Raw genomic sequence first — 24,438 nt, forward strand, 5'->3', positions numbered from 1 at the left:
AATGCTTCAATGGCTCTCGCAGCTGCACGACGTCTTCCCCGGCCTGAACGTCTTCCGCTACATCACCTTCCGCACCGGCGGGGCGATCGTGACGGCGCTTCTGTTCGTGTTCCTGTTCGGGCCGTCCATCATCTCCACCTTGCGCCTCAAGCAGGGCAAGGGGCAGCCGATCCGCTCCGACGGGCCGCAATCCCACCTGCTCAAGAAGGGCACGCCCACCATGGGCGGGCTGATGATCCTCTCCGGCCTGCTGGTCGCCGTGCTGCTGTGGGCGAACCTTTCCAATCCCTATGTCTGGGCGGTGCTCGCGGTGACGGCGGGCTTCGGGGTGATCGGCTTCTATGACGATTATCTCAAGGTCACCAAGCAGACCCACGCCGGCTTTTCCGGCAAGGCGCGGCTCGCGGCGGAGGCGCTGATCGGCGGGCTCGCGGTGATCGCCATCGTCCATGCCGGCAAGTCCGGGCTCTCGACCTCGGTCGCCTTCCCCTTCTTCAAGGACCTGCTGCTGGATCTCGGCTGGTTCTTCGTCCTGTTCGGCGGCTTCGTGATCGTCGCGGCCGGCAATGCGGTGAACCTCACCGACGGGCTCGACGGCCTCGCGATCGTGCCGGTGATGATCGCCGCCGGCTCGTTCGGCGTCATCGCCTATCTCTCCGGTAACGTGCTGTTCGCGGATTATCTCCAGATCCATTATGTCGCCGGCGTCGGCGAATTGGCGGTGATCTGCGGGGCGATCATCGGCGCTGGGCTGGGCTTCCTGTGGTTCAATGCGCCGCCGGCGCAGATCTTCATGGGCGACACCGGCTCTCTGGCGCTGGGCGGCCTGCTCGGCACGGTGGCGGTGGCCACCAAGCACGAAATCGTCCTGGCGGTGATCGGCGGGCTGTTCGTGCTGGAGGCGATCTCGGTGATCGTGCAGGTGATCTCCTTTCGCCTCACGGGCAAACGGGTGTTCCGCATGGCGCCCATCCACCACCATTTCGAGCAATTGGGCTGGACCGAATCCCAGGTGGTGATCCGCTTCTGGATCGTCGCCGTGGTGCTCGCCCTACTCGGGCTCGCCACCCTCAAGCTGCGCTGAGACGGTTCACGAGCGCCCGCGCACCGGGCGCGCCGATGAGCCGGCGCGTCATCTCGGCGGCTTCCCTCGCCGGCTGCCGGGGTCTAGTGCTGACGTCACATAGTCGTCAGGTTGCCTTCCCATGATTCCCGTCACTTGTTTCAAGGATCGCAGTGTCGCCGTGTTCGGGCTCGGCGGCTCCGGCCTCGCCACCGCGTGCGCGCTCATGGAGGGCGGCGCCAGCGTCGTGGCCTGGGACGACGGCGCGGCGGGGCGCGACAAGGCGGCCGCGCACGGCGTGCCGGTGCAGGATCTGCACACCATCGACTGGTCCGGCCTTTCGGCCCTGGTGCTTTCGCCGGGCGTGCCGCTCACCCATCCCGCGCCCCATTGGTCAGTAGATCTCGCCAAGGCGGCGGGCGTGGAGGTGATCGGCGACATCGAACTGTTCTGCCGCGAGCGGCGGGCCATCGCGCGCCATTCCCCATTCGTCGCCATCACTGGCACCAATGGAAAATCCACCACAACGGCGCTGATCTCCCATCTGCTGGCGGTGGGCGGGCGCGATGTGCAGATGGGCGGCAATATCGGCACCGCCATCCTTTCGCTCGCCCCGCCCAAGGGGGTGGCGCGGGTGCATGTGGTGGAATGCTCCTCCTATCAGGTCGACCTCTCCCCCTCCCTCGATCCCTCCGTCGGGGTGCATCTGAACCTGACGCCGGACCATCTGGACCGCCACGGGAGCCTGGAGCATTACGCGGCGGTCAAGGAGCGGCTGATCGCCGGGGTGGAAAAGGGCGGCACCGCCGTGGTCGGGGTGGATGATGAGTTCTCCGCCGCCATCGCCGATCGGGCCGAAGAGGCCGGCATCCATGTGGTGCGCATCTCGGTGGAGCGGCCCCTTGCCGACGGCATCTGGCGCGATGGGTCCGACATCGTCTGGAGCCAAGGCGGGGTCGAGCGCGAGCGGCTTTCGCTCGCCGGCATCGGCTCATTGCGCGGCGCGCATAATGCGCAGAATGCGGCGGCGGCCTATGCCTCGGCGCGCGCCATCGGCCTCGCGCCGGAGGTGATCGCCATCGGCATGCGGCGGTTTCCGGGCCTTGCCCATCGCATGGAAGAGGTGGGGCAGCTTGGAAACGTGCTGTTCGTCAACGACAGCAAGGCCACCAATGCCGACGCCACGGAGCGGGCCTTGCTGAGCTTTCACAACGTGTTCTGGATTGCCGGCGGCAAGGCCAAGGCGGGCGGCATCGAACCCCTCGCGCCGTTCTTCGACCGGGTGCGCAAGGCCTATCTGATCGGCGAGGCGGCGCCCGCCTTCGCCGCGACCCTGGGCGAGAAGGTGCCCCACGAGGAGGTGGGAACGCTGGAGACCGCGGTTCAGGCGGCGGCGCGGGATGCGGCGGCTTCGGGGCTGGAGGATGCTGTGGTGCTGCTCTCCCCCGCTTGCGCCAGTTTCGACCAATATCCCAATTTCGAGGTGCGCGGCGATGCCTTCCGCGCCCTGGTGCACGCCCTTCCGGGCATCGCCGCCAAGGGATAGGACGGCTTCAAGGTCCAGCAAAACGTTGTCGTGCAAGGGCTTGGCCCGTGCGTCCACGGGCGGCCGCGGGTGCCAGCGTTGCAAGGACCGCGCGGTCGGCCCGCCGGTGATGGCCGGAACACGCCAGGCCATGAACGACGAAAGGGCGATGGAAAACCTGCTTTCATGGGCCTCAACGCCCCAATGCCGATTGCGCCCAAAGCCCCTTCAAGCCCCCCGCCATGATAAAATGTTTCACGTGAAACAATGATTTAGCGCAGACGAACAACGGTTTTGTGCGGCTTCTCCGCGCCCCTGCGCCTGACCAAACCGGCATTTCGGGCGGACGTTCGGCACAGATGAATCCGAATCCCGCGCGCGGCGGGAGTCGGCCGTTGCGCCGGCGGCGCAGGAGCAACCTCCGCGCTGGCCGCAGGGCGGAAATGCGGTGGACGCACGGGCATTTCCCGCGCTGCGGCACGGTTTTTCTTGTGGCGGCGGTCCCGCCGTGGCACCTCCCTGCGCGAACCGCCTGCCGCAAGCCAGCAAGGAGACAGGCCATGATCGATGGCGCCAAGGACAAGCTCGTCGCCCCCCGCCTGGTGTCCGGCCTTTCGGAGATCGCCGGGGACTACGACCTGATCCTGTGCGACGTCTGGGGCGTGATCCATAACGGCATCGCCGCGTTTCCCGCCGCCGGCGCGGCCCTGGAGCGCGCCCGCGCGGGCGGTGCCCGCGTGCTGATGGTCTCCAACGCCCCGCGCCCGAACGCCTTCGTCATCGCCATGCTGGACGGGTTCGGCGTGCCGCGCACCGCCTATGACGGCATCGTCACCTCCGGCGACGTGACGCGCGACGTGCTGGCGGCGCGGCCGGGCGTGAAGCTGTTCCACCTCGGGCCGCCGCGCGACCTCGGCACGTTTGACGGGCTCGACGTGGTGCCGACCGGCCTTGCCGAGGCCGAGCTGGTGGTCTGCACCGGCCTGCTGAACGACGATGTGGAGACCCCGCAGGATTATGCCGAGCGGCTCGCCGCCATGCAGGCGCGCGGCCTGCTGTTCGTGTGCGCCAATCCCGACCTGGTGGTGGAGCGCGGCGACACGCTGGTCTATTGCGCCGGCGCGCTGGCGCAGCTCTATGAGCAGATCGGCGGGCGGGCGATCTATTGCGGCAAGCCGCACAAGCCGATCTATGACGTGGCCCTGCGCCGCGCGGCCGCGCTTGGCGGTGTCCCGGTCCGGCCCGAACGGGTGCTCGCCATCGGCGATGCGCTGCGCACCGACATCATCGGCGCCACGGCCGCCGGATTCGACAGCCTGTTCATTTCGAGCGGCATCCACGCCGAGGAATTGCACGGGGAAAACGGCAGCGAGCCCGATGCCGAGGCGCTGGCCAATCTGTTTTCCGATCACGCCCACCCGCGCGGCGTCATGCCTCGCCTGGCGTGGTGACGGGGCGATCGGGGGGAAACGGCCGGACGGGCCCAAGCGCGCGGGCGTGAGGGCGGCCCGGGGCGCCGGTCGCGGGCATTCCGCAAAATCCCGTGCTTGACGCTGGCGGGTCCGCGCGCGAAGGGTTTCCTCCCCTCCATTGCGCCGGCCGCCCCTGCCGATGTCCGTTCCTTCCGACCCTTCCTTTCCCGTCGTCATGGGCATCGCGCCGATCCCCGCGCAGATCGCGCGGCCGGTGCTCGCCATCGGCAATTTCGACGGCGTGCATCGCGGCCATCGCGCGGTCATTGCCGCCGCGCTGCATTTGGCGCAAGGGCTCGGCCGGCCGGCGGCCGCGCTGACGTTCGAGCCGCACCCGCGCAGCTTCTTCCAGCCCGACGCGCACCTGTTCCGCCTCACCCCCGGCCGGCAGAAGCTGGATTGCCTCGCCCGCACCGGGCTTTCCGGCGCCATCGTGCTGCCGTTCGACGCCGCGCTGGCGCGGGTGACGGCGGAGGATTTCGTGGAGGAAATCCTGGTGCGGCGGTTCGGCGTTTCGGGCGTGGTGGTGGGGTTCGACTTTCATTTCGGCCGCGCCCGCGCCGGCTCGCCCGCCTTCCTGCGCGAGGCCGGCGCGCGCCTTGGCTTCCCCGTCGAAGTGGTGGAGCCGGCCCTGGACGAGGGCGACCCCATCTCCTCCAGCGCCATCCGCAACGCGCTCGCCGCCGGGCAGGTGGGCCATGCCGCCCATATGCTGGGCCGGCCCTGGAGCGTGCGGGCAACGGTCATCCACGGCGACAAGCGCGGCCGCGACCTCGGCTTTCCCACCGCCAATCTCGCCATGCCGGAAGGCACCCAGCTCGCCTTCGGCATCTATGCGGTGCGCGCCTGGTTCGACGGGCGGGCGGTGGACGGGGTGGCGAGCTATGGCCGGCGACCCACCTTCGACAACGGCCGGCCCCTGCTGGAAGTGCATCTGTTCGATTTTTCCGGCGATCTCTACGGCCGGGAACTGGATGTGGCGTTCCACGGCTATCTGCGGCCGGAACTGAAGTTCGACGACATCGACGCGCTGATCGTCCAGATGAACAAGGACAGCGCCGCCGCCCGCCTCGTGCTCGCCCGCCCGCAGGTCTGGCCGGTGTGAGGGCGAAACCGGCCGGGGCGACCCCGGCCGGCCGCGCGATCAATCCACGGTCGCGCCGTAGAGCAGGTTCTTGAACAGCATGCGGGTGGCGACGCGCGGGGTCGGCGCGGCGGACATGAACACGCCGACGATCTCCTCCTTCGGATCGATGGTGAAGGAGGTGCCGCCGGCGCCCGCCCACATGGCATCCCCCACCGAGCCCGGCGCCACCGCAAACCCTTCATAGCGGCGAATCGCAAAGCCGAGCCCGAAGCCATAGCCCGGCCCGGTGCTCGCCGCCGTGGAGCCGCCGAGCCCGATCAGATGGTCGGACAGCATGAAATCCACGGTCTTGGGCGAGAGGATGCGCACGCCGTCCAGCGCGCCGCCGTTCAGCACCATCTGGGAAAAGCGGAAATAATCCTCCGCCGTGGTGACGGTGCCGGCGCCGCCGAGCCGGTAGCGCTTGCCGGGGTCCTGGTCCACCCGCACCCATTTCCAGCCCGCCTCCTTCTGCGGGTCGGCATCGAGCGCGTCGGCGAGGCGGGGCGCCTGGGCGGGCGTGAGCTGGAACGAGGTGTCTTTCATCTTCAGCGGCTTGAACAGGTTCTCGTCGAGGAACACGTCGAGCCTCTTGCCGCTCACGCGCTCCACCACCACGCCGAGCACGTCCACGGAGAGGCCATATTCGAACCGCGTGCCCGGCTCATAGGCGAGCGGGATCCTGGCGAGGCCGCTCACGAAGGCTTCCGGGGAGAGGTCGGAAGTGCGGCTCTCGATGTCGGCCTTCTCGTAAGCCTCCTTCACCTCCGGGAACGGCGCGGAGCCGGAATAGGTGAGGCCCGAGGTGTGGCGCAGCAGGTCCTGGATGGTGATGGGGTTTTTCGCCGGCACCACCTCGCGCACGGTCTTGCCGGCCTCGTCCTTCCTCTCGGCGATGACATTCATCGCCTTCATCTCGGGAATATATTGCCCCACCGGGTCGCGCAGGCTCAGCTGGCCGCGCTCCACCAGCATCATCGCCGCCACCGAGACGAACGGCTTGGTCATGGAGAAGGCGCGGAACACCGCATCCTTGGTCATGGGCTTGGTCTTGGCGGCGTCGAGGAAGCCGTGGGCCTCGAAATGCACGATCTTGCCGTCATGGGCGATCAGCGTGACCGCGCCGGGGAAGGTGCCCTTGTCGATCTCCCGCTGCATGGCGACGGGGATGCGCTTGAGCGCCTCCTGGGAAAAGCTGAGGTCGTCGGCATAAGCCGCCGGAACGTGGAACAGGCTGAGCGCGAGCAAGGCCGGCGCAAGGGGCCGCATGATGCTCCCTGCCATGGGTGGTGTCTCCCGAGCTTGGTTTTAATCGTTTCAGGCCGAAGGCGGAATTGGCGTTCCTGAACCCTCGGTCCGGCCGCGGCGACGCTTGGGGCGTCGGTTGGTCCGCGGCGCGGCGCAGAATGCCGTTGCGGCAGGGGTGTGTCGATAGGGCCGGAGATGCTTAGGCGGTTCTTAACCGAGTTTCGGCATTCTCGCCGTGACCCCCCATCGTGCGAGACGATACCAAAGACCGTGCCCGCTCCTTCCGCTCCCCAGGACCGCCGTTCCCCCTTCATCCGCCTCGCCGAGCTGCTGGCCGGCACGGAGCCCGGCCGCGCGCCCCTGAGCGCGGCGGTGGGCGAGCCGCAACATGCCATGCCGGATTTCGTCGGCGAGGTGCTGGCGGGCGCCCTGCCCGGCTTCGGCCGCTATCCCCGCGCCGAGGGCACGCCGGCGTTCCGCGCCGCCGCCGCCCAATGGCTCGCCCGGCGCTACGATCTCGCCCGCCCGGTGGATGCGGACCGCGAAGTGCTGGTGCTGAACGGCTCGCGCGAGGGCCTCGTCTCCGCCGCCATCGTCGCGCGGCGGCTCACGGGGGATCGCGGCGGACGGCCGGTGATGCTGCTGCCCAATCCCTTCTATGCCGCCTATGCGGCGGGCGCCGAGGCCGCCGGCTGCGAGGCCGTTCCCGTGCCCACCACCCGCGAAAGCGGCTGGCTGCCGGACCTCGATGCCCTCGACGACGCATTGATGGCGCGCGCGGTGGCGGTGTTCATCGCCTCGCCCGCCAATCCGCAGGGGGCGATCGCCTCGCGCGCCTATCTGGAGCGGCTGCTCGCCATCACCCGCGCCCACGGCACCTATCTGTTCTCCGACGAATGCTATTCGGAAATCTATCTCGGCGCGGAAAAGCCGACCGGCATCCTGGAAGTGTGCGGCAGCGATTTTTCCGGCGTGGTGGCCTTCAACTCGCTCTCCAAGCGCTCGTCTTTGCCGGGCCTGCGCTGCGGCTTCTGCGCCGGGGATGCGGATTTCCAGAAGGCGTTTCTCGCGTTTCGCTGGGTCGCCGCGCCCCAGGTGCCCGAGCCGCTCCAGGCGGTGGGCATCGCCGCCTATGGGGACGAGGCCCATGTGGAGGCCTCCCGCGCCCTGTATGTGCAGAAATTCGACCTCGCCGACCAGATGCTCGGCGCTCGCTTCGGCTATGAGCGGCCCGGCGGCGGCTTCTTCCTGTGGCTCGACGCCTCGGCGGCGGGCGGCGGGGAGGCGGCCACCTTGCGGCTGTGGAAGGAACAGGGCCTGCGCGTCGTGCCCGGCGGCTATCTCGCCCGCCCCGATGCGCGCGGCGTCAATGCCGGCGATCCCTATCTGCGGGTCGCCCTGGTGCAGGATCTCGCCACGTGCGGGGAGGTGCTCTCGCGCCTGCTCGCCGGGCTAGGGTAAGGGAGCTTCCGCGCATGGCCCCGGCTCGCCGTCGTCCCGCCCCCGCCATGGCCTTGCGCCACGGGCTCGGCATGGACTTGATCCCCGAAAGCGTGCGCGGCGCGGTGCGGCGCCGCTCCAGCCAGATCTGCGGGGCGGTGCTTCTCGCGGCCAGCCTGTTCGCGCTCGCCGCCATGGTCACCTGGAGCGCGAGCGACCCGAGCCTCTCCAATGCCAGCGGCGCGGAGGTGAAGAACCTGCTCGGCCGGCCCGGCGCCATCGTCGCGGACCTGCTGATGCAGGGCCTCGGCCTCGCCAGCCTGTTCCTGCTCTTGCCGCTCGCCTATTGGGGCTGGCGGCTGCTGACCTATCGCCCGCTGCGGGGCGAGCAATTGCGCGCCGGCGCGCTCACGCTCGGCGTGCTCGGCATGAGCGCGCTGCTGAGCGCGCTGCCCACGTTCGGCGCCTGGCCGGTGCCGACCGGGCTCGGCGGCGTGATCGGCGACCTGTTCCCGCGCCTGATCGCGGTGTTTCACGGCGGCGGGTCGGGCGGCCTCGACGCGGTGCTGGTGGGCGGCGTGGGCGCGGTGGGCGGCTTGGTGGGGCTGTCCTTCGCCTGCCGCACCGGCGCACCGAAGCGCCAGGCCGCCGATGCCGAGGGGGCGGACGAGGAGGACGAGGAATTCGAGGACACCGACCGCCGGCTGATCTCGCTGGGCGCCCTCACACATACCTTTCTCTCCGCCAAGGCGCGCCTGTTCGCCCGCCGGCGCGGCCGGGGGACGGGCGCCAAGCCCGCCGGCGCGAAGGCGGCGCCGGTGCGCGCGGCCGCCATCGGCGCCTTCGCCCGCGAGGTATTCGCCTCCGAGCGCCGCGCGGTGGACGACCAGGGCCGCGTGGAACCGCGCCTCACCGCCGGACCGGCCCATGAGGCCCCGGCCCTCGGCGGGGTGCGCCGTTCGGTTGCGGACGAGATGGACGAGGACGCCGATATGGTGCCCGCCGAGCCCGCGCCGCGCGCGGCGGCCGCCTCCCGCGCCGCGCCGGCCCGGGCGCGCCAGAGCGGGCGCGAGGGGCGTGCGGCGGAAGGGCGCCGCCATGCCTATCGCCTGCCCGATCTGCAATTGCTGGGCGCCCCGCCCCCGTCCAAGGGGCCGACCATGAGCCAGGAGGCCCTCGCGGACACCGCCAAGCTGCTGGAAGGCACGCTGGACGATTTCGGCGTGCGCGGGGAAATCGGCCAGGTGCGGCCGGGGCCCGTGGTCACGCTCTATGAGCTGGAGCCGGCACCGGGCATCAAGTCGTCCCGCGTGATCGGCCTCGCCGACGATATCGCCCGCTCCATGAGCGCGATCTCCGCCCGCGTCGCCGTGGTGCCGGGGCGCAACGCGATCGGCATCGAGCTGCCCAATGCCAAGCGCGAGAAGGTGCTTCTGCGCGAACTGCTGGCCACCAAGGATTTCGGCGACAGCGGGCAGAAGCTCGCCATCGCGCTCGGCAAGACCATCGGCGGCGAACCGGTGATCGTCGATCTCGCCCGCATGCCCCACCTGCTGGTGGCGGGCACCACCGGCTCGGGCAAGTCGGTGGCCATCAACACCATGATCCTCTCCCTGCTGTACCGGCTGAAGCCGGAGCAGTGCCGCCTGATCATGGTCGATCCCAAGATGCTGGAACTCTCCGTCTATGACGGCATCCCCCATCTGCTCGCCCCGGTGGTGACCGACCCCAAGAAGGCGGTGGTCGCGCTCAAATGGGCGGTGCGGGAGATGGAGGACCGCTACAAGAAGATGTCCAAGCTCGGCGTGCGCAACATCGACGGCTTCAACGCCCGCGTCGCCGAGGCCGAGAAGAAGGGCGAATCGCTCGCCCGCACGGTGCAGACCGGCTTCGACCACGAGACCGGCGAAGCCATCTACGAGCGCGAGGAGATGGAGCTCGGCCCGCTGCCCTACATCGTCGTGATCGTCGACGAGATGGCGGACCTGATGCTGACCGCCGGCAAGGAGATCGAGGGGGCGATCCAGCGCCTCGCGCAGATGGCGCGCGCTGCCGGCATCCATCTGGTGATGGCGACCCAGCGCCCCTCGGTGGATGTGATCACCGGCACCATCAAGGCGAATTTCCCCACCCGCATCTCGTTCCAGGTGACGAGCAAGATCGACAGCCGCACCATTCTCGGCGAGATGGGGGCCGAGCAGCTGCTGGGGCAGGGCGACATGCTCTATATGGCCGGCGGTGGCCGCATCAGCCGCGTGCACGGCCCGTTCGTCTCCGACGACGAGGTCGAGCGCGTGGTGAAGCACCTCAAGGCCCAGGGCGCCCCGGATTATCTCGAAGCCGTGACCGCCGACCTCGGCGAGGACGGGGCGGAGGGCGAGGACGGCGCGGTGTTCGACAAGGGATCGTTCGGGGACGAGGGGCAGGACCTCTATTCCCAGGCGGTCGCGGTGGTGCTCCGCGACAAGAAGTGCTCCACCTCCTATATCCAGCGCCGGCTTCAGATCGGCTATAACAGGGCGGCCTCCCTGGTGGAGCGGATGGAGAAGGAAGGCGTGGTCGGCGCTCCCAACCATGCCGGCAAGCGGGAAATCCTGCTGTCCGACGAGGCCGCGGAATAGCCAGGGCCGGTTTTTGGGTTGCCGCCGGGCCACAGGTTCGCCATAGGCAAGATTTATGGGGGAGTGTGACCGTGAAGATTCGTCCACACGCCCCGCCTGCCCATCGAGACCCCCTGATGCCCCATCGCCGGCCTTCGCCCCTCGCCTTCGTCCTCGCCTTCGGCGTTGCGGCCCTCGCCGGCGCGGGGCAGAGCGGCGGCGCGGCCGCGCAGGGCGTACTTCTGCCGCCCGGCGAAGTGCTGCGACCCGGCGGCACAGTGCCGGGAACAGCCTCCCAGCCGAGCCCCTCGCAGATCTTCGCGCCCCAGGTGGCGGTGCCCAAGCCGAGCGCGCCCGCCGCGCCCCAGAGCCTGTCGCCCCAATCGGCGCCGCCGCAGGCTTCCGCCGCGCCCGCCAACGTGCCCCTGCCGCAGCAGCGCCCCGCGAGCGCCAACGCCGCGCCCGGCGCGCCGTTGCAGATCGGCCCCGGCCAGAATACCGCCCGCGCCTCCGGCCCGCGCGCCCCGCAGGGCCCGGTGGCCGCGCCGTCGCAGACCAATCTCGACCGCGCCGACCCCGGCACCGCCGACCGGATCAGCGCCTATTGGAATTCGGTGCAGAACCTCACCGGCACGTTCGTTCAGGTGGATCCCGACGGCACCCGCAAGACCGGCGATTTCTACATGCAGAAGCCCGGCCGCGTGCGCTTCGAATATGATGCGCCGGTGCCCATCGAGCTGATCGCCAACGGCCAGTCGGTGGCGGTGCGCGACCGCAAGCTGAACACGCAGGACATCACCCCGCTGTCGCAGACGCCGCTGCGCTTCCTCTTGTCCGAGCGCACCGACCTTGCCCGCGACCCCCATGTGAAGGGCGTCTATCAGGACGATCTCTACATCAGCGTGGTGATGGAAGAGACCATTCCGATGATCGGCACCTACCGCCTGCTGATCCTGTTCGACGCCAAGGACTACAGCCTGAAGCAATGGATCGTCACCGATCCGCAGGGCTATGACACCTCGGTCGCGCTCTACAAGCTCGACTATACGCGCCGGCCGGACCCCAAGCTGTTCGTGATCAATTTCGAACGCATGCTGCAATAGCCGCCGGGGCGGGCGCGTCCCCCGCCTTTCCGCCTGTCCTTCTGCCCTTGCCAGTGCGCATGCGGAGGGTCTAGGTCTCGCGCTCCCGCCGAAGAAGCGCCGAGTCCTCCGTGTCCCTCACCGTCTGCACCTGGAACATCAATTCGATCCGCATCCGCCTCGATCTCGTGAAGGCGATGGTGGAGCTTTTGAAGCCGGACGTCCTGTGCCTGCAGGAGACCAAGTGCCAGGACGACAAGTTTCCGCTGGCCGCGGTGCGCGAGCTGGGCTTTCCCCATATCGCGCTCAACGGACAGAAGGGCTGGCACGGGGTCGCGACGCTCTCGCGCCGGCCGTTCGAGGCGATCGAGCGGCAGGAATTCTGCGCCAAGGGCGATGCCCGCCATATCGCCGTGACGCTCGGCGCGGCGGCCGGGCTTTCCGCGCCGGTGACGGTGCATAATTTCTACGTGCCGGCGGGCGGGGATATTCCCGACCCGGAGCTGAACGAGAAATTCGCCCACAAGCTCGCCTTCCTCGACGAGCTCACCGCCTGGGAGCGCCTGCCGCAACAGGTGAATGCCCGCGATGGGCATGCCGTGCTGGTGGGCGATCTCAACGTCGCGCCCCTGGAAACCGACGTGTGGGGCCACAAGCAATTGCTCGGCGTGGTCAGCCATACCCCGGTGGAAGTGGAGCGGCTGAACGCGCTCCAGGCCGCGGGCCCGTGGGTGGACGTGATGCGCCGCTTCGTGCCGCCGCAGGAAAAATTGTTCACCTGGTGGAGCTATCGCTCGCCCGACTGGACCGTGAACGACCGCGGCCGCCGGCTCGACCATGTGTGGGCGAGCCCCGGCCTTGCCCCCCAGGCCAGCGCCATGACCGTGCTGCGCGAGGCGCGCAGCTGGGAGCGCCCCTCGGACCATGTGCCGGTGGCGGTGACGTTCGAGGTCTAGAGCGAGTCCCGCACAGCCGCGTCTTGCGCGGGATGCCCGCTCAATGGTCCGAGAGCACCACCTCGTCGGACCAGTCGCCCGGCACGTCCTTCACGATTGCCTGCCCGCAGATCACGCGGCCCTTCACCGGATCGAAGGTCAGCGTGGGCGCGCCGTGCAATTGCCAGCCCTTGTTCAGCGCCGCGCTCACGCGCTTGCAGAAGGAAACGTCGTCGGGACCGGTGAGATAGCGATAGAGCTTCATGGGAGCATCCGGTTCAGGGCGTATTGAGCCGCCGGCCCACCTTTTCCGCCACCTCTTCGCGGCGGCGCTGGAACGCGGCGGTGCGGGCGCGCACCTCCGCGACCAGGCGGGGGTCCTCCTCGCGCATGGGCGCAAAGGGCGGCTGGGGATCATATTCGATGGCGAGGCGGATGCGGCGCGCTTCCTCCTCGCCGGCGATTTCCTGGGCGAGGCGCAAGGCGAAATCAAGACCGGACGTGACGCCCGCCCCGGTGATGCGGTTGCGGTCGATCACCACCCGCTCGGCCACGGGAATGGCGCCCAGCAGCGCCAATTGGTCGAGCGAGAGCCAGTGGCAGGTGGCGCGATAGCCGCGCAGCAGGCCGGCCGCAGCGAGCACCAGCGAGCCGGTGCACACCGAGGTGATGTAGCGCGCGCCCTTGGCCTGGGCATAGAGGAAGTCGAGCACGTCCTCGTCCTCCATCAGCGCCAGCTGGCCCGGTCCGCCGGGCACGAACAGCACGTCGCCGGGCAGGGCTTTCGAGAATTTGACGCTCGGCACGATGGAGAGCCCGGCGGCGTCGGCCACCGGCCGGGTCTTCTTCCAGGCGATCTGCACCTTCGCGTCCGGCAGGCGGGCGAACACCTCGAACGGGGCGGTGAGATCGAGCTGGGTCATGCCGGGATAGGCCAGCATGGTGATGGTCAGGGCCATGGCGCTCAGGCGCGCCCGGCGATGGCGTCGGCAAGCGCCACCGTGCGGCGCGCGATGTCGGCGTGCATGCGCTCCACCATGCGCCCGTCCAGCGTCACCACGCCCTTGCCGGCATTCTCCGGCAAATCGAACACGTCGATGATGGCGCGGGCGCGGGCGACTTCCGCTTCCGGCGGGCTGAAGGCGGTGTTGCAGGGCTCGATCTGGGTGGGGTGGATCAAGGTCTTGCCGTCCATGCCCATCTCGAAGCCCTGGGCGCATTCGGCGAGAAAGCCGTCCATGTCCTGGAACTGGTTCCACACCCCGTCCAGCACGTCGATGCCATAGGCATGGGCGGCGGCGACCGCCATCATCAGCCAGCCGTACATGGGCGCGCGGCCGGGCACGAGCGCGGCGCGGGTTTCCTTGGCGAGATCATTGGTGCCGAGCACGAACACGTCCAGCCGGGTCAGCGGGTCGCGCGCGGCCTGCGCGATCTCCTTGATGGCGAAGATGGCCAGCGGGGTCTCGATCATCGCCCACACGCGGGTTTCGTCCGGCACGCCGAGCGCCTTGAGGCGGGCACCCACCACATGGAGCTGCTCGGGGTCCTGCACCTTGGGCAGCAGGATGGCGTCGGGCGCGGCGCCCGCGGCGGCGGTGAGATCGTCGGCGCCCCAGGGCGTATCGAGCCCGTTGACGCGGATGATCACCTCGCGATGGCCGAAGCCGCCGGCCTTCACGCTGTCCACCACCCGCGCGCGGGCCTCCACCTTGGCGTCGGGGGCGACCGCGTCCTCAAGATCGAGGATCACCGCGTCGGCCGGCAGGGTGCGGGCCTTTTCCAGGGCGCGGGCGTTGGAACCGGGCATGTACAGCACGCTGCGGCGCGGACGGATGCTCATCGAAGCTCTCTCCCCCTCAGGAATTGTGCTGTGCAACCTAGCCGGGGATGCGGGCGCATGCCAACGTCAAAGCTGACCGCGCTTCCGCTCCACCTTCCGCCCGCCCTCCCCTTTCTTGCTCCCCTCGCCGCGCCCGGCCCCGGATGACGATGCAGACCCAGCCCCCGCTTTCCCCACCGCAGCGCTATGCCGGCTTCGACGGCTGCCCCGGCGGCTGGGTGCGCGCGGTGTGGGACGGACACGGCACGCTCGAACTGTCCCGGATCGGCCGGCTGGAGGAGAGCTTTTCCAGCGATCCGGCCTTCGCCTGCGCCGCCATCGACATTCCCATCGGCCTGCCGGAGCGGGTCGGGGCCGGCGGGCGCGCGCCGGAAGGCCTCGTGCGGCCGCTGCTCGGAATGCGGCAGTCGAGCGTGTTTTCCGTGCCCTCGCGCGCCGCAGTCTCCGCCGGCATCGGCGAAGGCACGGGCGGCGGGCAAGGGGAAGGGCAAGGGGAAGGGCAAGGGGAAGGGCAAGGGGAAGGCGCGCTCTATGCCGCCGCCTGCGCCGCCGCGCGCGCCACCTCCGATCCGCCGCGCGCGGTCTCCAAGCAATGCTTCCACATCTTTCCCAAGATCGCCGAAGCCGACCGCCTGCTGCGCGCCCGGCCCGAATTGCGGGCGCGGCTGGTGGAATGCCATCCGGAAGTGAGTTTCCAGGCGATGCAGGGCCATGCGCTCGACACGCCGAAGAAGGTGAAGAGCGCGCCTTATGCGCCCGGCCTCGCGCTGCGCATCGCCTTGCTGGCGGACGCCGGCCTGCCGACCGAGGCGCTGACGGCCTCCACCGCGCGCATGCTGCGGGTGGGGCTCGACGATCTCGTGGATGCGAGCGCCTGCGCCTGGACCGCGCGGCGGGTGGCCCATGGGGCCGCGCTCTGCTTTCCCGATCCGCCGGGCACCGACGCCCTCGGCCTGCCGATCGCGATCCGGGCCTGAGCCCAGCTCCCCGCGGGATGCAGACCAGCCCTGCGAAGGGCGATTAAGCTTGCGACCATCGTGGAATACCGGGGTCGCGGACCGCATGCCAATGGTGTTTCTTGCCTTGTCCTCAGGATCAGCAGGAAGCCTCGTTCATGCCGCACGACCGGATCCGCCTCGCCTCGCTCCTTGAAAAGGTGGTCTCCGCCGAAGAAGCCGCGTCCCATATCAAGGACGGCATGATGGTGGGCATGAGCGGCTTCACCCGCGCGGGCGAGGCCAAGGCCGTGCCCATGGCGCTGGCGGAGCGGGCGAAGCGCGAGCCGTTCAAGATCACCCTCGTCACCGGCGCCTCGCTGGGCAACGACCTCGACAAGCAACTGGCGGAAGCCCACGTGCTGTCGCGCCGCATTCCGTTCCAGGCCGACCCGGCGCTGCGCAAGGCGATCAATTCCGGCGAGGTGATGTTCGTCGACCAGCATCTCTCCGAGACGGTGGAGCATCTGCGCACCCACCAGCTCGGCCCCATCGACGTCGCGGTGGTCGAGGCGGTGGCGATCACCGCCCAGGGCGGCATCATCCCCACCACCTCTGTGGGCAATTCCGCCACCTTCGCGATCCTCGCGGAAAAGGTGATCATCGAGATCAACCTCTCCCAGCCGCTGGAGCTGGAGGGGCTGCACGACATCTATATCCCCACCCGCCGGCCGTTCCGCGAGCCCATTCCCGTGGTGTCGCCGGAGAGCCGGGTGGGCCTGCCCTTCATCGCCATTCCCCCCGAGAAGATCGTCGCCATCGTGGTGACGAAGAAGCTGGATTCCGCCTCCACCGTGCTGCCGCCGGACCCGGAGACGGCGGCGATTGCCGGCCATCTCATGGAATTCCTGAAGTACGAGGTGGCGCGCGGGCGCCTCACCAATCGCCTCCAGCCCCTGCAGGCCGGCATCGGCACCATTGCGAATGCCGTGATGCACGGCTTCATCGAGAGCCCGTTCCACGATTTGACCATGTATTCGGAGGTGCTGCAGGATTCCACCTTCGATTTGTTCGACGCCGGCAAGCTGAACTTCGCCTCGGGCTCCTCCATCACCTTGTCCAAGACGAAATATGACGCGGTGATCCCGCAGATTTCCCGCTACAAGCCGCGCCTGATCCTGCGGCCGCAGGAAATCTCCAACCATCCCGAGATCATCCGCCGGCTCGGCATCATCGCCATCAACACGGCGCTGGAGTTCGACATCTACGGCAACATCAATTCCACCCATGTGGGCGGCACGATGATGATGAACGGCATCGGCGGCTCGGGGGATTTCGCCCGCAATGCCTATCTCTCGGTGTTCGTGACGAAATCCATCGCCAAGGACGGCGCGCTCTCCTCCATCGTGCCGTTCGTGTCGCACGTGGACCATACGGAGCACGACGTGGACGTGGTGGTGACCGACATCGGCCTTGCGGATCTGCGCGAACTGGCGCCGCGCGAGCGAGCACGCCTCATCATCGCCAATTGCGTGCATCCGCTCTATCGCGACCAGATCGCCGATTATTTCGAGCGCGCGCTGGCCCGCGGCGGCCACACCCCGCATCTCATCGAGGAAGCCTTCTCCTGGCATGTGCGGGCGCGCGAAACCGGCTCCATGCTGCCGACGCCGGCCCGCAAGACCGCCTGAGCGAGCGCGTCACAAACGAAAACGGCCCTCCGAGGAGGGCCGTTCGCGCATCGCGTGTTTTAGAAGCCGAGCCTCACGCCGCCTTGCGGCGCGAGGTGATCAGCTTGCGGTTGATCAGCACTTCCGCGATCTGCACCGCGTTCAGCGCCGCGCCCTTGCGCAGATTGTCGGAGACGCACCAGAAGGCGATGCCGTTGTCCACGGTCGGGTCGTCGCGCAGGCGCGAGATATAGGTCGCGTCCTCGCCCGCCGCCTCGTGGGGGGTGGCATAGCCGCCCGGCTCGCGGGTATCGAGCAGCAGGATGCCCGGCGCATTGCGCAGGATCTTGCGCGCCTGCTCGGCATCGAGCGGCTTCTCGAATTCCACGTTCACCGATTCGGAATGGGAGATGAACACCGGCACCCGCACGCAGGTGGCGGTGAGCTTGATCTTGGGATCGAGAATCTTCTTGGTCTCGACCACCATCTTCCACTCTTCCTTCGTGTACCCGTCCTCCATGAACACGTCGATCTGGGGGATCAGGTTGAAGGCGATGCGCTTCGGGAAAATCTTCGGCTCCACCGGGTCGGAGACGAACACGGCGCGGGTCTGCGAGAACAATTCGTCCATGGCGTCCTTGCCGGCGCCGGAGACGGATTGATAGGTCGAGACCACCACGCGCTTGATCGTCGCGGCATCATGAAGCGGCTTCAGCGCCACCACCAATTGCGCGGTGGAGCAATTGGGATTGGCGATGATGTTCTTCTTCTTGAAGCCGACGATGGCGTCCGCGTTCACTTCCGGAACGATCAGCGGCACGTCGGGGTCGGTGCGCCATTGCGAGGAATTGTCGATGACGACACAGCCCGCGGCGCCGATCTTCGGCGAGAATTCCTTCGACACGGCCCCGCCCGCCGACATCAGGCAGATGTCGCTGTCGGAGAAGTCGTAGGTGGCGAGATCCTTCACTTTCAGGGTTTTGTCGCCGAACGAGACCTCGGTCCCCAGGGACCGGCGCGACGCAAGCGCGACCACCTCGTCCGCGGGGAAGCCCCGCTCGTCGAGGATCGAAAGGATCTCCCGGCCCACATTGCCTGTGGCGCCGGCGACGGCGACCTTGTAACCCATGTTCTTCCCTTGAAGTTGCCGGTCTCACATGCCGGAAGGCCGTGATTTAAGCTCTCGCGCGCCTTTGCGCAATGGAGAGGGTGCGATGCGGCGGAACGGGACCCGCACGCAGGTGTTGCCGGCGGGTCACGCGATCGCGTCCTCGGTAAAGGAACCGACCTCGACCGTGAGGGTTTCCTTGCTTACAATGCGTTCGTGCCGTAACCGGAATCGGAACGGCTCATGTGTCGTGCTGGAGGGTCCTATGCGTTTCGCGCCGCTTCTCACCATCGCCGCTGCGTTGACGTTCGCGTCCGTCGGCATGGCCGAGGCCCAGACCGCCTCGGGCACGACCACGACCACCACCACGACGACCACGTCCGCCCCCGCCAAGCCGACCACCACCAAGCCGACCACCGCCAAGGTGTCGAAGCCCCGCACGAAGATCGTCATCACCAAGCGCTCGCCGCTGGATGCCGGCACGGTGGTGAAGCCGGGCTCCAAGTCCTATCTCGATTACGCCCTGCCGGCGGAATATAATTACCCGACCTATGGCGCGGGTCAGGCGAGCATCGTTCCCGGGCGCTATCCGCTGCCGGACCGCTTCTACCTGCCGGGCTATTGATTTCCGGCGCGCCCCGCGCGGGGCGCGGCCACCGTGCGGGATAAGAAGGACCTTTCATGTTCAGCGTCATTCCGGGCTTCCGTCTGTCGCTCGGCATCACGCTCACCTATCTCGGCCTGATCGTCCTCCTGCCCATCGCCGCCTTGCTGCTGAAGGCGGGCGACGTGGGGTTCGCGAGGTATATCGCGATCATCACCTCGCCGCGCACGCTGGCATCCTTCCAGGTCACCTTCACCACCGCCGCCGCCGCCACCGCCTTCAATGCGGTCTACGGCCTCGCGCTCGCCTGGGTGCTGGTGCGCTATGAGTTTCCCGGCAAGCGCTGGCTCGATGCCCTGGTGGACGTGCCGTTCGCTTTGCCCACTGCGGTCGCCGGCCTCGCGCTGACCGCCTTGTTCGCCAAGAACGGCTGGTTCGGCCGCCCGCTGGCGGAGTGGGGCATCCAGGTGGCCTATGCCCCCGCCGGCATCGCCTGTGCCATGGCCTTCACCAGCCTGCCGTTCGTAGTGCGCACCGTGCAGCCGGTGCTGGAGGACCTCGCCGCCGACGTGGAGGAAGCCGCGACTACGCTCGGCGCCTCGGACCTGCGGGTGTTCTGGACCGTGATCCTGCCCGCCATCTTCCCGGCTTTCCTCGCCGGCTGCTCGCTGGCGTTCGCGCGCTCGCTGGGCGAGTTCGGCGCCGTGGTGTTCATCGCCGGCAACCAGCCGTTCCGCACCGAGATCGTCGCCCTGCTCGCCTTCATCCGGATCGAGGAATACGACTACCCCGCCGCCGCCGCCATTGCGGCCACCATGCTCGGCCTCGCGTTCCTGCTGCTGGTGAGCATCAATCTCATCCAGGCGTGGCACCAGCGCCGCGCCATCCGGGAGGATTGAGCATGAGCGGTCCGGCTTCCGCTGTGCGCCGCCGGGTGGGCGATGGCCGCCTCACCCGCGCGATCCTGGTGTCGCTGGTGCTCGCGATCACCCTGTTCGTCCTGCTGGCGCCGCTCGCCGCCATCTTCTCGGAAGCCTTCGGGCGCGGCTGGGCCACCTTCGCCGAAAGCCTGGTGCGGCCCGATACGCTGCACGCCATGGGGCTCACCCTGTTCGCCGCCCTGGTGTGCGTGCCGGTGAACGTGGCCTTCGGCATCGCCGCCGCCTGGACGGTGGCGAAATTCTCCTTTCCCGGTCGCGGCCTCCTGCTGGCGGTGATCGAGCTGCCCTTCTCCATCTCGCCCATCGTCGCGGGCGTCGCCTATCTGTTCGTCTATGGTGCGCAGGGGCTGCTGGGACCGTTTCTTCAGGCGCACGACATCAAGATCATGTTCGCCGTTCCCGCGATCATCCTCGCGAGCCTGTTCGTGACGGCGCCCTTCGTGGCGCGGGAGATCGTGCCGCTGATGATGGCCCAGGGCCGCGAGGAGGAAGAGGCCGCGGTGACGCTCGGCGCCTCGGGCTGGCGCATCCTGCGCACCGTCACGCTGCCGAACGTGCGCTTCGCGCTGCTCTATGGGGCGACGCTCTGCAATGCGCGGGTGATGGGAGAGTTCGGCGCGGTGTCGATCGTGTCCGGCAACATCCGCGGCCAGACCTCCACCTTGCCGTTGCAGATCGAGCTTCTGTACCAGGACAGCCAGGTGGCCGCCGCGTTTGCCGCCGCGACCGTGCTGGCGGCGGTGGCGCTGTTCACGCTGGTGGCGAAGCTGGTGATCGAGCGGCTGGATTCCGAACGCGCCCGGCTGGACGTGCCGCGCGGCGTCGGCCACTGAACCGCGATCTTCCCGGCTGCGCGATCAGGTATTGCGGATCGGGGCGGGCAGCGCCGGCGCGCCGGAGGCGGTGCGCGGCGGCTCCGGCGGAAGGATCTTGCGGGCACGCCTGGCTTCCTTGCGGAAGCGCCTCTGGCCGAGCCACGTCACGGCGCCGCCGATCACCACCCCCGCGATCAGGGTTGCGAAGATCAGCGCGAACAGCGGCAGGGTGACGGCCAGGGTGGTGGAATCCGGGCTGAACGGATCCAGGGAGACCGTCACCATCTTGCGATTGGCAACCGCCAGGGCCACCACGACGATGCACAAAGGCAGGCCGATGAGGAGCGAAAGAAAGCGTCGCACGAACAGAATCATCCCTCGATATTGAGACGCTCGCGCATCTCCTTGCCGGTCTTGAAATAGGGGACGATCTTCTCGTCCACGTCCACCTGCTTGCCGGTGCGCGGGTTGCGGCCGGTGCGGGCGTCGCGCTTCTTCACGGAGAAGGCGCCGAAGCCGCGCAATTCCACCCGGTCGCCGCGCGCGAGGGCGGAGACGATCTGCTCCAGGATCGCGTTGACGATGTTTTCCACGTCCCGCTGATAAAGGTGCGGGTTCGCCTCGGCGATCTTCTGGACCAGCTCGGACTTAATCATGACCGCTCAGCTTCCTTCGGGACCGATCCATGGTCGCCTGCAACCGGGTTCGGATGCCGGCTCGTTCACGCGTCCCCAGGTTGCGGGCGCGGCGGATTGGAGAGTGTTCGGCCTGTGGCTTCACGACCCGATCTGAGGGTGCCAGAGGGCCAATAACCCGTCAAGCTGAGTGCGTTCCAGGGCGCCCCGGGCGATCTGCGACACAAGCTGCGCCGCCTCTTGCAGGCCGATCGCCGAGAGCAGCCAGGAGGCGCTGCCGCGCAGCCAGCCGAATTCGTCGCCCGCGGTCTTGCTGGACCAGGTGCGGGTGCGCAGGTTTTCCGGCACGCCCTTTTCGCGGCTCAGCCAGGCGCGCGCGGTGCGCTCGTCGCCCAGCTCGTCCACCAATTGCAGGTCCAGCCCCTGATGGCCGGTGAACACCCGCCCGTCGGTGACCGCCGCGAGCCTGGCGTCGGACAGCGCGCGGCGTTCCGCCACGAGGCCCTTGAACCAATCATAGCTGTCCACCACCAGCGCATTGATGGCGGCGCGCGCCTCCGGGCTGGTCGGCTCGTAGCCGTTGGGCGCGGCTTTCAGGGGCGAGGACTTGATGTCCTCCATCTTCACCCCGACGTTCTTCAGCAGGTCCGTGACATTGGGAAATTGGAAGATCACGCCGATGGAGCCGACCAGGGAATTGCGCCGCGCGACGATATGGTCCGCGCCCATGGCGGCGATATAGGCGCCGGAGGCCGCCATGCCTTCCACCACCGCCACCACCGGCTTCTTCTCGGCGAGACGGCGCAGGGCATCGAACAATTGCTCCGAACCGGTGACCGTGCCGCCGGGGCTGTCGATGGACAGGATCACCGCCGCGGCGCGGGATTTCGCGACCCGGTCGATCAGCTCCACCCGGTCGCGGTCGTTGCGGATGATGCCGCCGATGATGATGCGCGCCACATGGGGCGAGGAGTCGAGATCGGCACGGCCGACCGCATAATAGGTGGCGCCGCCGATGGCGAGGACCAGGGCCAGCACCGCCAGGGTGCGCCAGAACGAGAGCTTGTGACGCAATCTGCGGCGATCGACGATCTGGTCCACGTCCAGCGACATTGCGCTTCTCCTGCCGCCCCCGCGAGAGCGCACACTTATAGGCCGCGCCCGGCGATTGGCAAGGCGTGGGGAACGGCGCGGGCCCATGCCGCGCGTGGCGGCAATGAACGAAGAATGCGCGGCACCGGCGCGGGGCCGCCAACCCTATTTAGATACGACCGTGAAGCAGGGTGTGCCGCCTTCCCGACAGAGCACGGGCTTGTTCCATTGGTCCAGCACGCCGATGACCACCACGCAGGGCTGGCTGATATTCCCGCAATTGCCGGACGCCGCCTGTGCGGAGCCAAAGAGCCGTTCGCCCAGATGGGCCACCAAGGTGACGGCGATAATGGTGAGGACGATTTTCGTATAACGGTCGAGCATGCCGGTTTTCCCGCTTAGGTTGAAACCTAGCATCTCACGCGTCCGATCAATAAAAAAGGCCGGCGCGAGGCCGGCCTTTCTCGTTTCGTGGAGCGGGGGCCCGAGGGCGACCGATCACTCCTTGGCGTCGTCCGCGCGCTGGCGCAGGGCCGCGCCCAGGATGTCGCCCAGCGAGGCGCCGGAATCCTGCGACCCGTACTGGGCCACGGCTTCCTTCTCCTCGGCGATCTCCAGCGCCTTGACGGAGACCTGCACCTTGCGCGCCTTGCGGTCGAACAGGGTGACGCGGGCGTCCATCTTCTCGCCGACCGAGAAGCGCTCGGGGCGCTGGTCGTTGCGCTCGCGCGCCAGTTCGGAACGCTTGATGAAAGCGGTCAGATCGGTGCCGGTGAGCTTGACCTCGATGCCGCCGTCCTTCACGTCCGTGACTTCGCAGGTGACGATGGCGCCCTTCTTGACATCGCCGGCTTCGGCGAACGGATCGCCCGCGAGCTGCTTGATGCCGAGCGAGATGCGCTCCTTCTCGACGTCCACGTCGAGCACGATGGCCTTCACCACGTCGCCCTTGCGGAATTCGTCGATCACCTGCTCGCCGGGACGGTTCCAGTCGAGGTCGGAGAGATGGACCATGCCGTCCACGTCGCCGTCGAGGCCGAGGAACAGGCCGAACTCGGTCTTGTTCTTGACTTCGCCTTCGACCACCGCGCCGGGGGCATACTTCTCGCCGAACGCTTCCCACGGATTCTGAAGCGTCTGCTTCAGGCCGAGCGAGATGCGGCGCTTGGCGGGATCCACCTCGAGCACCTGCACTTCGACTTCCTGCGAAGTGGAGACGATCTTGCCGGGGTGGACGTTCTTCTTGGTCCACGACATTTCGGAAACGTGGATCAGGCCTTCGATGCCCGGCTCCAATTCCACGAACGCGCCGTAGTCGGTGATGTTGGTGACGCGACCCTTGAAGCGGGCGTCCACCGGATACTTGGCCTCGATGCCCTCCCACGGATCGCCGAGGAGCTGCTTCATGCCGAGCGAGATGCGGTGGGTCTCGTGATTGATCTTGATGATCTTCACCTTCACCGTCTGGCCGATGTTCAGCACTTCGGTGGGGTGGTTCACGCGGCGCCACGCGATGTCGGTGACGTGCAGCAGGCCGTCGATGCCGCCGAGGTCAACGAACGCGCCGTAATCGGTGATGTTCTTCACCACGCCGTCGATGGCCTGACCCTCTTCGAGGTTCTGGACCAGTTCGTGGCGCTGCTCGGCGCGGGTCTCTTCCAGCACGGTGCGGCGGGACACGACGATATTGCCGCGGCGGCGATCCATCTTGAGGATCTGGAACGGCTGCTGGTTGTGCATCAGCGGGCCGACGTCGCGGATCGGGCGGATATCGACCTGCGAGCGGGGCAGGAAGGCCACCGCGCCGTCGAGATCGACGGTGAAGCCGCCCTTGACCTGGTTGAAGATCACGCCCGTGACCTTCTCATTGGCGGTGAACGCCTTCTCGAGCTTGACCCAGCTCTCTTCGCGGCGCGCCTTGTCGCGCGAGAGAACGGCTTCGCCCATGGCGTTCTCGACCCGCTCGAGATACACCTCGACCTCATCGCCCACGGCGATGGGCACTTCCCGGCCGGGGCCGGCGAATTCACGAAGGGCAACGCGGCCTTCCGTCTTCAGGCCGATATCGATGATCGCCAGATCCTTCTCGATGGCGACCACAATGCCCTTGACGACGGCGCCTTCCTGCAAATCGGCGCGGCCGAAGCTCTCGTCGAGCAACGAGGCAAAATCTTCACGCGTGGTTTCTGCGAACGACATCTAGTCTCCGAACTGTCTCGCGCCGGCGTCTTTGATATGGACGCCCGTATCGTGCGGATGGCCCGGGAGACACCCGAACCGCCACCGGCAAAGCCGATGGGCCGG

At 68.2% G+C, this 24,438-nt stretch carries 23 protein-coding genes; 13 read left to right on the plus strand and 10 right to left on the minus strand.

What is annotated here, in order from left to right; all coding sequences use genetic code 11:
- Window position 1 precedes the first annotated feature (1 nt).
- From mraY to V5F84_RS20890, 4 genes are all read left to right on the plus strand, one after another.
- Window positions 2-1,084 carry a phospho-N-acetylmuramoyl-pentapeptide-transferase gene (gene mraY / locus V5F84_RS20875; protein WP_394041802.1) on the plus strand — a complete coding sequence of 361 codons (1,083 nt, stop codon included), beginning with the start codon at window positions 2-4 and terminating at the stop codon, window positions 1,082-1,084.
- Between the two features lie 121 nt (window positions 1,085-1,205).
- Window positions 1,206-2,609, plus strand: coding sequence for a UDP-N-acetylmuramoyl-L-alanine--D-glutamate ligase (murD, locus tag V5F84_RS20880; RefSeq protein ID WP_394041800.1), 1,404 nt, complete (start codon window positions 1,206-1,208; stop codon window positions 2,607-2,609).
- A gap of 539 nt (window positions 2,610-3,148) precedes the next feature.
- On the plus strand, window positions 3,149-4,039 hold the full coding sequence (locus V5F84_RS20885; protein ID WP_394041799.1) for a TIGR01459 family HAD-type hydrolase: 891 nt from the start codon (window positions 3,149-3,151) through the stop codon (window positions 4,037-4,039).
- A gap of 160 nt (window positions 4,040-4,199) precedes the next feature.
- Window positions 4,200-5,165 (plus strand): bifunctional riboflavin kinase/FAD synthetase, encoded by a 966-nt coding sequence (locus tag V5F84_RS20890; protein ID WP_394041798.1) that lies wholly within the window; start codon window positions 4,200-4,202, stop codon window positions 5,163-5,165.
- A gap of 39 nt (window positions 5,166-5,204) precedes the next feature.
- Here V5F84_RS20890 and V5F84_RS20895 read toward each other — a convergent pair whose 3' ends face one another.
- Window positions 5,205-6,470, minus strand: a complete 1,266-nt coding sequence (locus V5F84_RS20895) for a serine hydrolase domain-containing protein (RefSeq protein WP_394041797.1) — start codon at window positions 6,468-6,470, stop codon at window positions 5,205-5,207.
- A gap of 234 nt (window positions 6,471-6,704) precedes the next feature.
- On the opposite strand from V5F84_RS20895, the gene V5F84_RS20900 reads away from it, so the two are divergent.
- From V5F84_RS20900 to V5F84_RS20915, 4 genes are all read left to right on the plus strand, one after another.
- Entirely contained in the window at window positions 6,705-7,895 is a 1,191-nt protein-coding gene (locus tag V5F84_RS20900) for an aminotransferase class I/II-fold pyridoxal phosphate-dependent enzyme (RefSeq protein WP_394041796.1), read from the plus strand.
- Between the two features lie 47 nt (window positions 7,896-7,942).
- Entirely contained in the window at window positions 7,943-10,495 is a 2,553-nt protein-coding gene (locus V5F84_RS20905; protein ID WP_394042110.1) for an FtsK/SpoIIIE family DNA translocase, read from the plus strand.
- A 116-nt stretch (window positions 10,496-10,611) separates the two neighbouring features.
- The gene (locus tag V5F84_RS20910) at window positions 10,612-11,577 is read left to right on the plus strand and encodes an outer-membrane lipoprotein carrier protein LolA (protein ID WP_394041795.1); all 966 of its coding nucleotides are present in this window, start codon (window positions 10,612-10,614) and stop codon (window positions 11,575-11,577) included.
- A 110-nt stretch (window positions 11,578-11,687) separates the two neighbouring features.
- A complete protein-coding gene (locus V5F84_RS20915) occupies window positions 11,688-12,512 on the plus strand; it encodes an exodeoxyribonuclease III (RefSeq protein ID WP_394041794.1) in 825 nt (274 codons plus the stop codon).
- 40 nt (window positions 12,513-12,552) lie between these two features.
- Here V5F84_RS20915 and V5F84_RS20920 read toward each other — a convergent pair whose 3' ends face one another.
- The 3 genes from V5F84_RS20920 to V5F84_RS20930 are packed head-to-tail and all read right to left on the minus strand — an operon-like array spanning window position 12,553 to window position 14,334.
- Window positions 12,553-12,756 carry a DUF1737 domain-containing protein gene (locus V5F84_RS20920; protein ID WP_394041792.1) on the minus strand — a complete coding sequence of 68 codons (204 nt, stop codon included), beginning with the start codon at window positions 12,754-12,756 and terminating at the stop codon, window positions 12,553-12,555.
- Between the two features lie 13 nt (window positions 12,757-12,769).
- Window positions 12,770-13,450, minus strand: a complete 681-nt coding sequence (locus tag V5F84_RS20925) for a DJ-1/PfpI family protein (RefSeq protein WP_394041791.1) — start codon at window positions 13,448-13,450, stop codon at window positions 12,770-12,772.
- Between the two features lie 5 nt (window positions 13,451-13,455).
- A complete protein-coding gene (locus V5F84_RS20930; RefSeq protein WP_394041790.1) occupies window positions 13,456-14,334 on the minus strand; it encodes an HpcH/HpaI aldolase/citrate lyase family protein in 879 nt (292 codons plus the stop codon).
- A 149-nt stretch (window positions 14,335-14,483) separates the two neighbouring features.
- Here V5F84_RS20930 and V5F84_RS20935 point away from each other — a divergent pair, with 149 nt between their 5' ends.
- Together V5F84_RS20935 and scpC are read left to right on the plus strand one after the other, a co-directional pair.
- A complete protein-coding gene (locus V5F84_RS20935) occupies window positions 14,484-15,311 on the plus strand; it encodes a DUF429 domain-containing protein (RefSeq protein ID WP_394041789.1) in 828 nt (275 codons plus the stop codon).
- 137 nt (window positions 15,312-15,448) lie between these two features.
- Window positions 15,449-16,960, plus strand: coding sequence for a succinyl-CoA:acetate CoA-transferase ScpC (gene scpC / locus V5F84_RS20940; protein WP_394041788.1), 1,512 nt, complete (start codon window positions 15,449-15,451; stop codon window positions 16,958-16,960).
- 73 nt (window positions 16,961-17,033) lie between these two features.
- Here the strand turns inward: scpC and V5F84_RS20945 are convergent, their stop codons facing one another.
- A complete protein-coding gene (locus V5F84_RS20945; protein ID WP_394041787.1) occupies window positions 17,034-18,068 on the minus strand; it encodes an aspartate-semialdehyde dehydrogenase in 1,035 nt (344 codons plus the stop codon).
- 244 nt (window positions 18,069-18,312) lie between these two features.
- Between V5F84_RS20945 and V5F84_RS20950 the strand changes: the two genes are divergently transcribed.
- Genes V5F84_RS20950 through cysW form a run of 3 tightly spaced genes read left to right on the plus strand, consistent with a single transcriptional unit; the run spans window position 18,313 to window position 20,425 of the window.
- A complete protein-coding gene (locus V5F84_RS20950; RefSeq protein ID WP_394041786.1) occupies window positions 18,313-18,672 on the plus strand; it encodes a hypothetical protein in 360 nt (119 codons plus the stop codon).
- 56 nt (window positions 18,673-18,728) lie between these two features.
- Entirely contained in the window at window positions 18,729-19,550 is an 822-nt protein-coding gene (cysT, locus tag V5F84_RS20955; RefSeq protein WP_394041785.1) for a sulfate ABC transporter permease subunit CysT, read from the plus strand.
- Window positions 19,551-19,552: 2 nt separating this feature from the next.
- Window positions 19,553-20,425 carry a sulfate ABC transporter permease subunit CysW gene (gene cysW, locus V5F84_RS20960; protein ID WP_394041784.1) on the plus strand — a complete coding sequence of 291 codons (873 nt, stop codon included), beginning with the start codon at window positions 19,553-19,555 and terminating at the stop codon, window positions 20,423-20,425.
- Between the two features lie 24 nt (window positions 20,426-20,449).
- Here the strand turns inward: cysW and V5F84_RS20965 are convergent, their stop codons facing one another.
- The 5 genes from V5F84_RS20965 to rpsA all read right to left on the minus strand — a co-directional run bounded on the left by V5F84_RS20965 (window position 20,450) and on the right by rpsA (window position 24,333).
- Window positions 20,450-20,770 (minus strand): lipopolysaccharide assembly protein LapA domain-containing protein, encoded by a 321-nt coding sequence (locus V5F84_RS20965; RefSeq protein ID WP_394041783.1) that lies wholly within the window; start codon window positions 20,768-20,770, stop codon window positions 20,450-20,452.
- Window positions 20,771-20,778: 8 nt separating this feature from the next.
- Window positions 20,779-21,063, minus strand: a complete 285-nt coding sequence (ihfB, locus tag V5F84_RS20970; RefSeq protein WP_348846829.1) for an integration host factor subunit beta — start codon at window positions 21,061-21,063, stop codon at window positions 20,779-20,781.
- Between the two features lie 120 nt (window positions 21,064-21,183).
- Window positions 21,184-22,155: a signal peptide peptidase SppA gene (sppA, locus tag V5F84_RS20975; RefSeq protein WP_394041782.1), complete on the minus strand. Its 972-nt coding sequence runs from the start codon at window positions 22,153-22,155 to the stop codon at window positions 21,184-21,186.
- Between the two features lie 144 nt (window positions 22,156-22,299).
- A complete protein-coding gene (locus tag V5F84_RS20980) occupies window positions 22,300-22,518 on the minus strand; it encodes a hypothetical protein (RefSeq protein ID WP_394041781.1) in 219 nt (72 codons plus the stop codon).
- A 114-nt stretch (window positions 22,519-22,632) separates the two neighbouring features.
- Window positions 22,633-24,333: a 30S ribosomal protein S1 gene (gene rpsA / locus V5F84_RS20985; RefSeq protein ID WP_394015988.1), complete on the minus strand. Its 1,701-nt coding sequence runs from the start codon at window positions 24,331-24,333 to the stop codon at window positions 22,633-22,635.
- Window positions 24,334-24,438: the final 105 nt, after the last annotated feature.

Origin of the sequence: Roseixanthobacter liquoris (genome assembly GCF_043195135.2) — a bacterium.
In the GTDB taxonomy this organism is placed as follows: Bacteria; Pseudomonadota; Alphaproteobacteria; order Rhizobiales; family Xanthobacteraceae; genus NCEH01.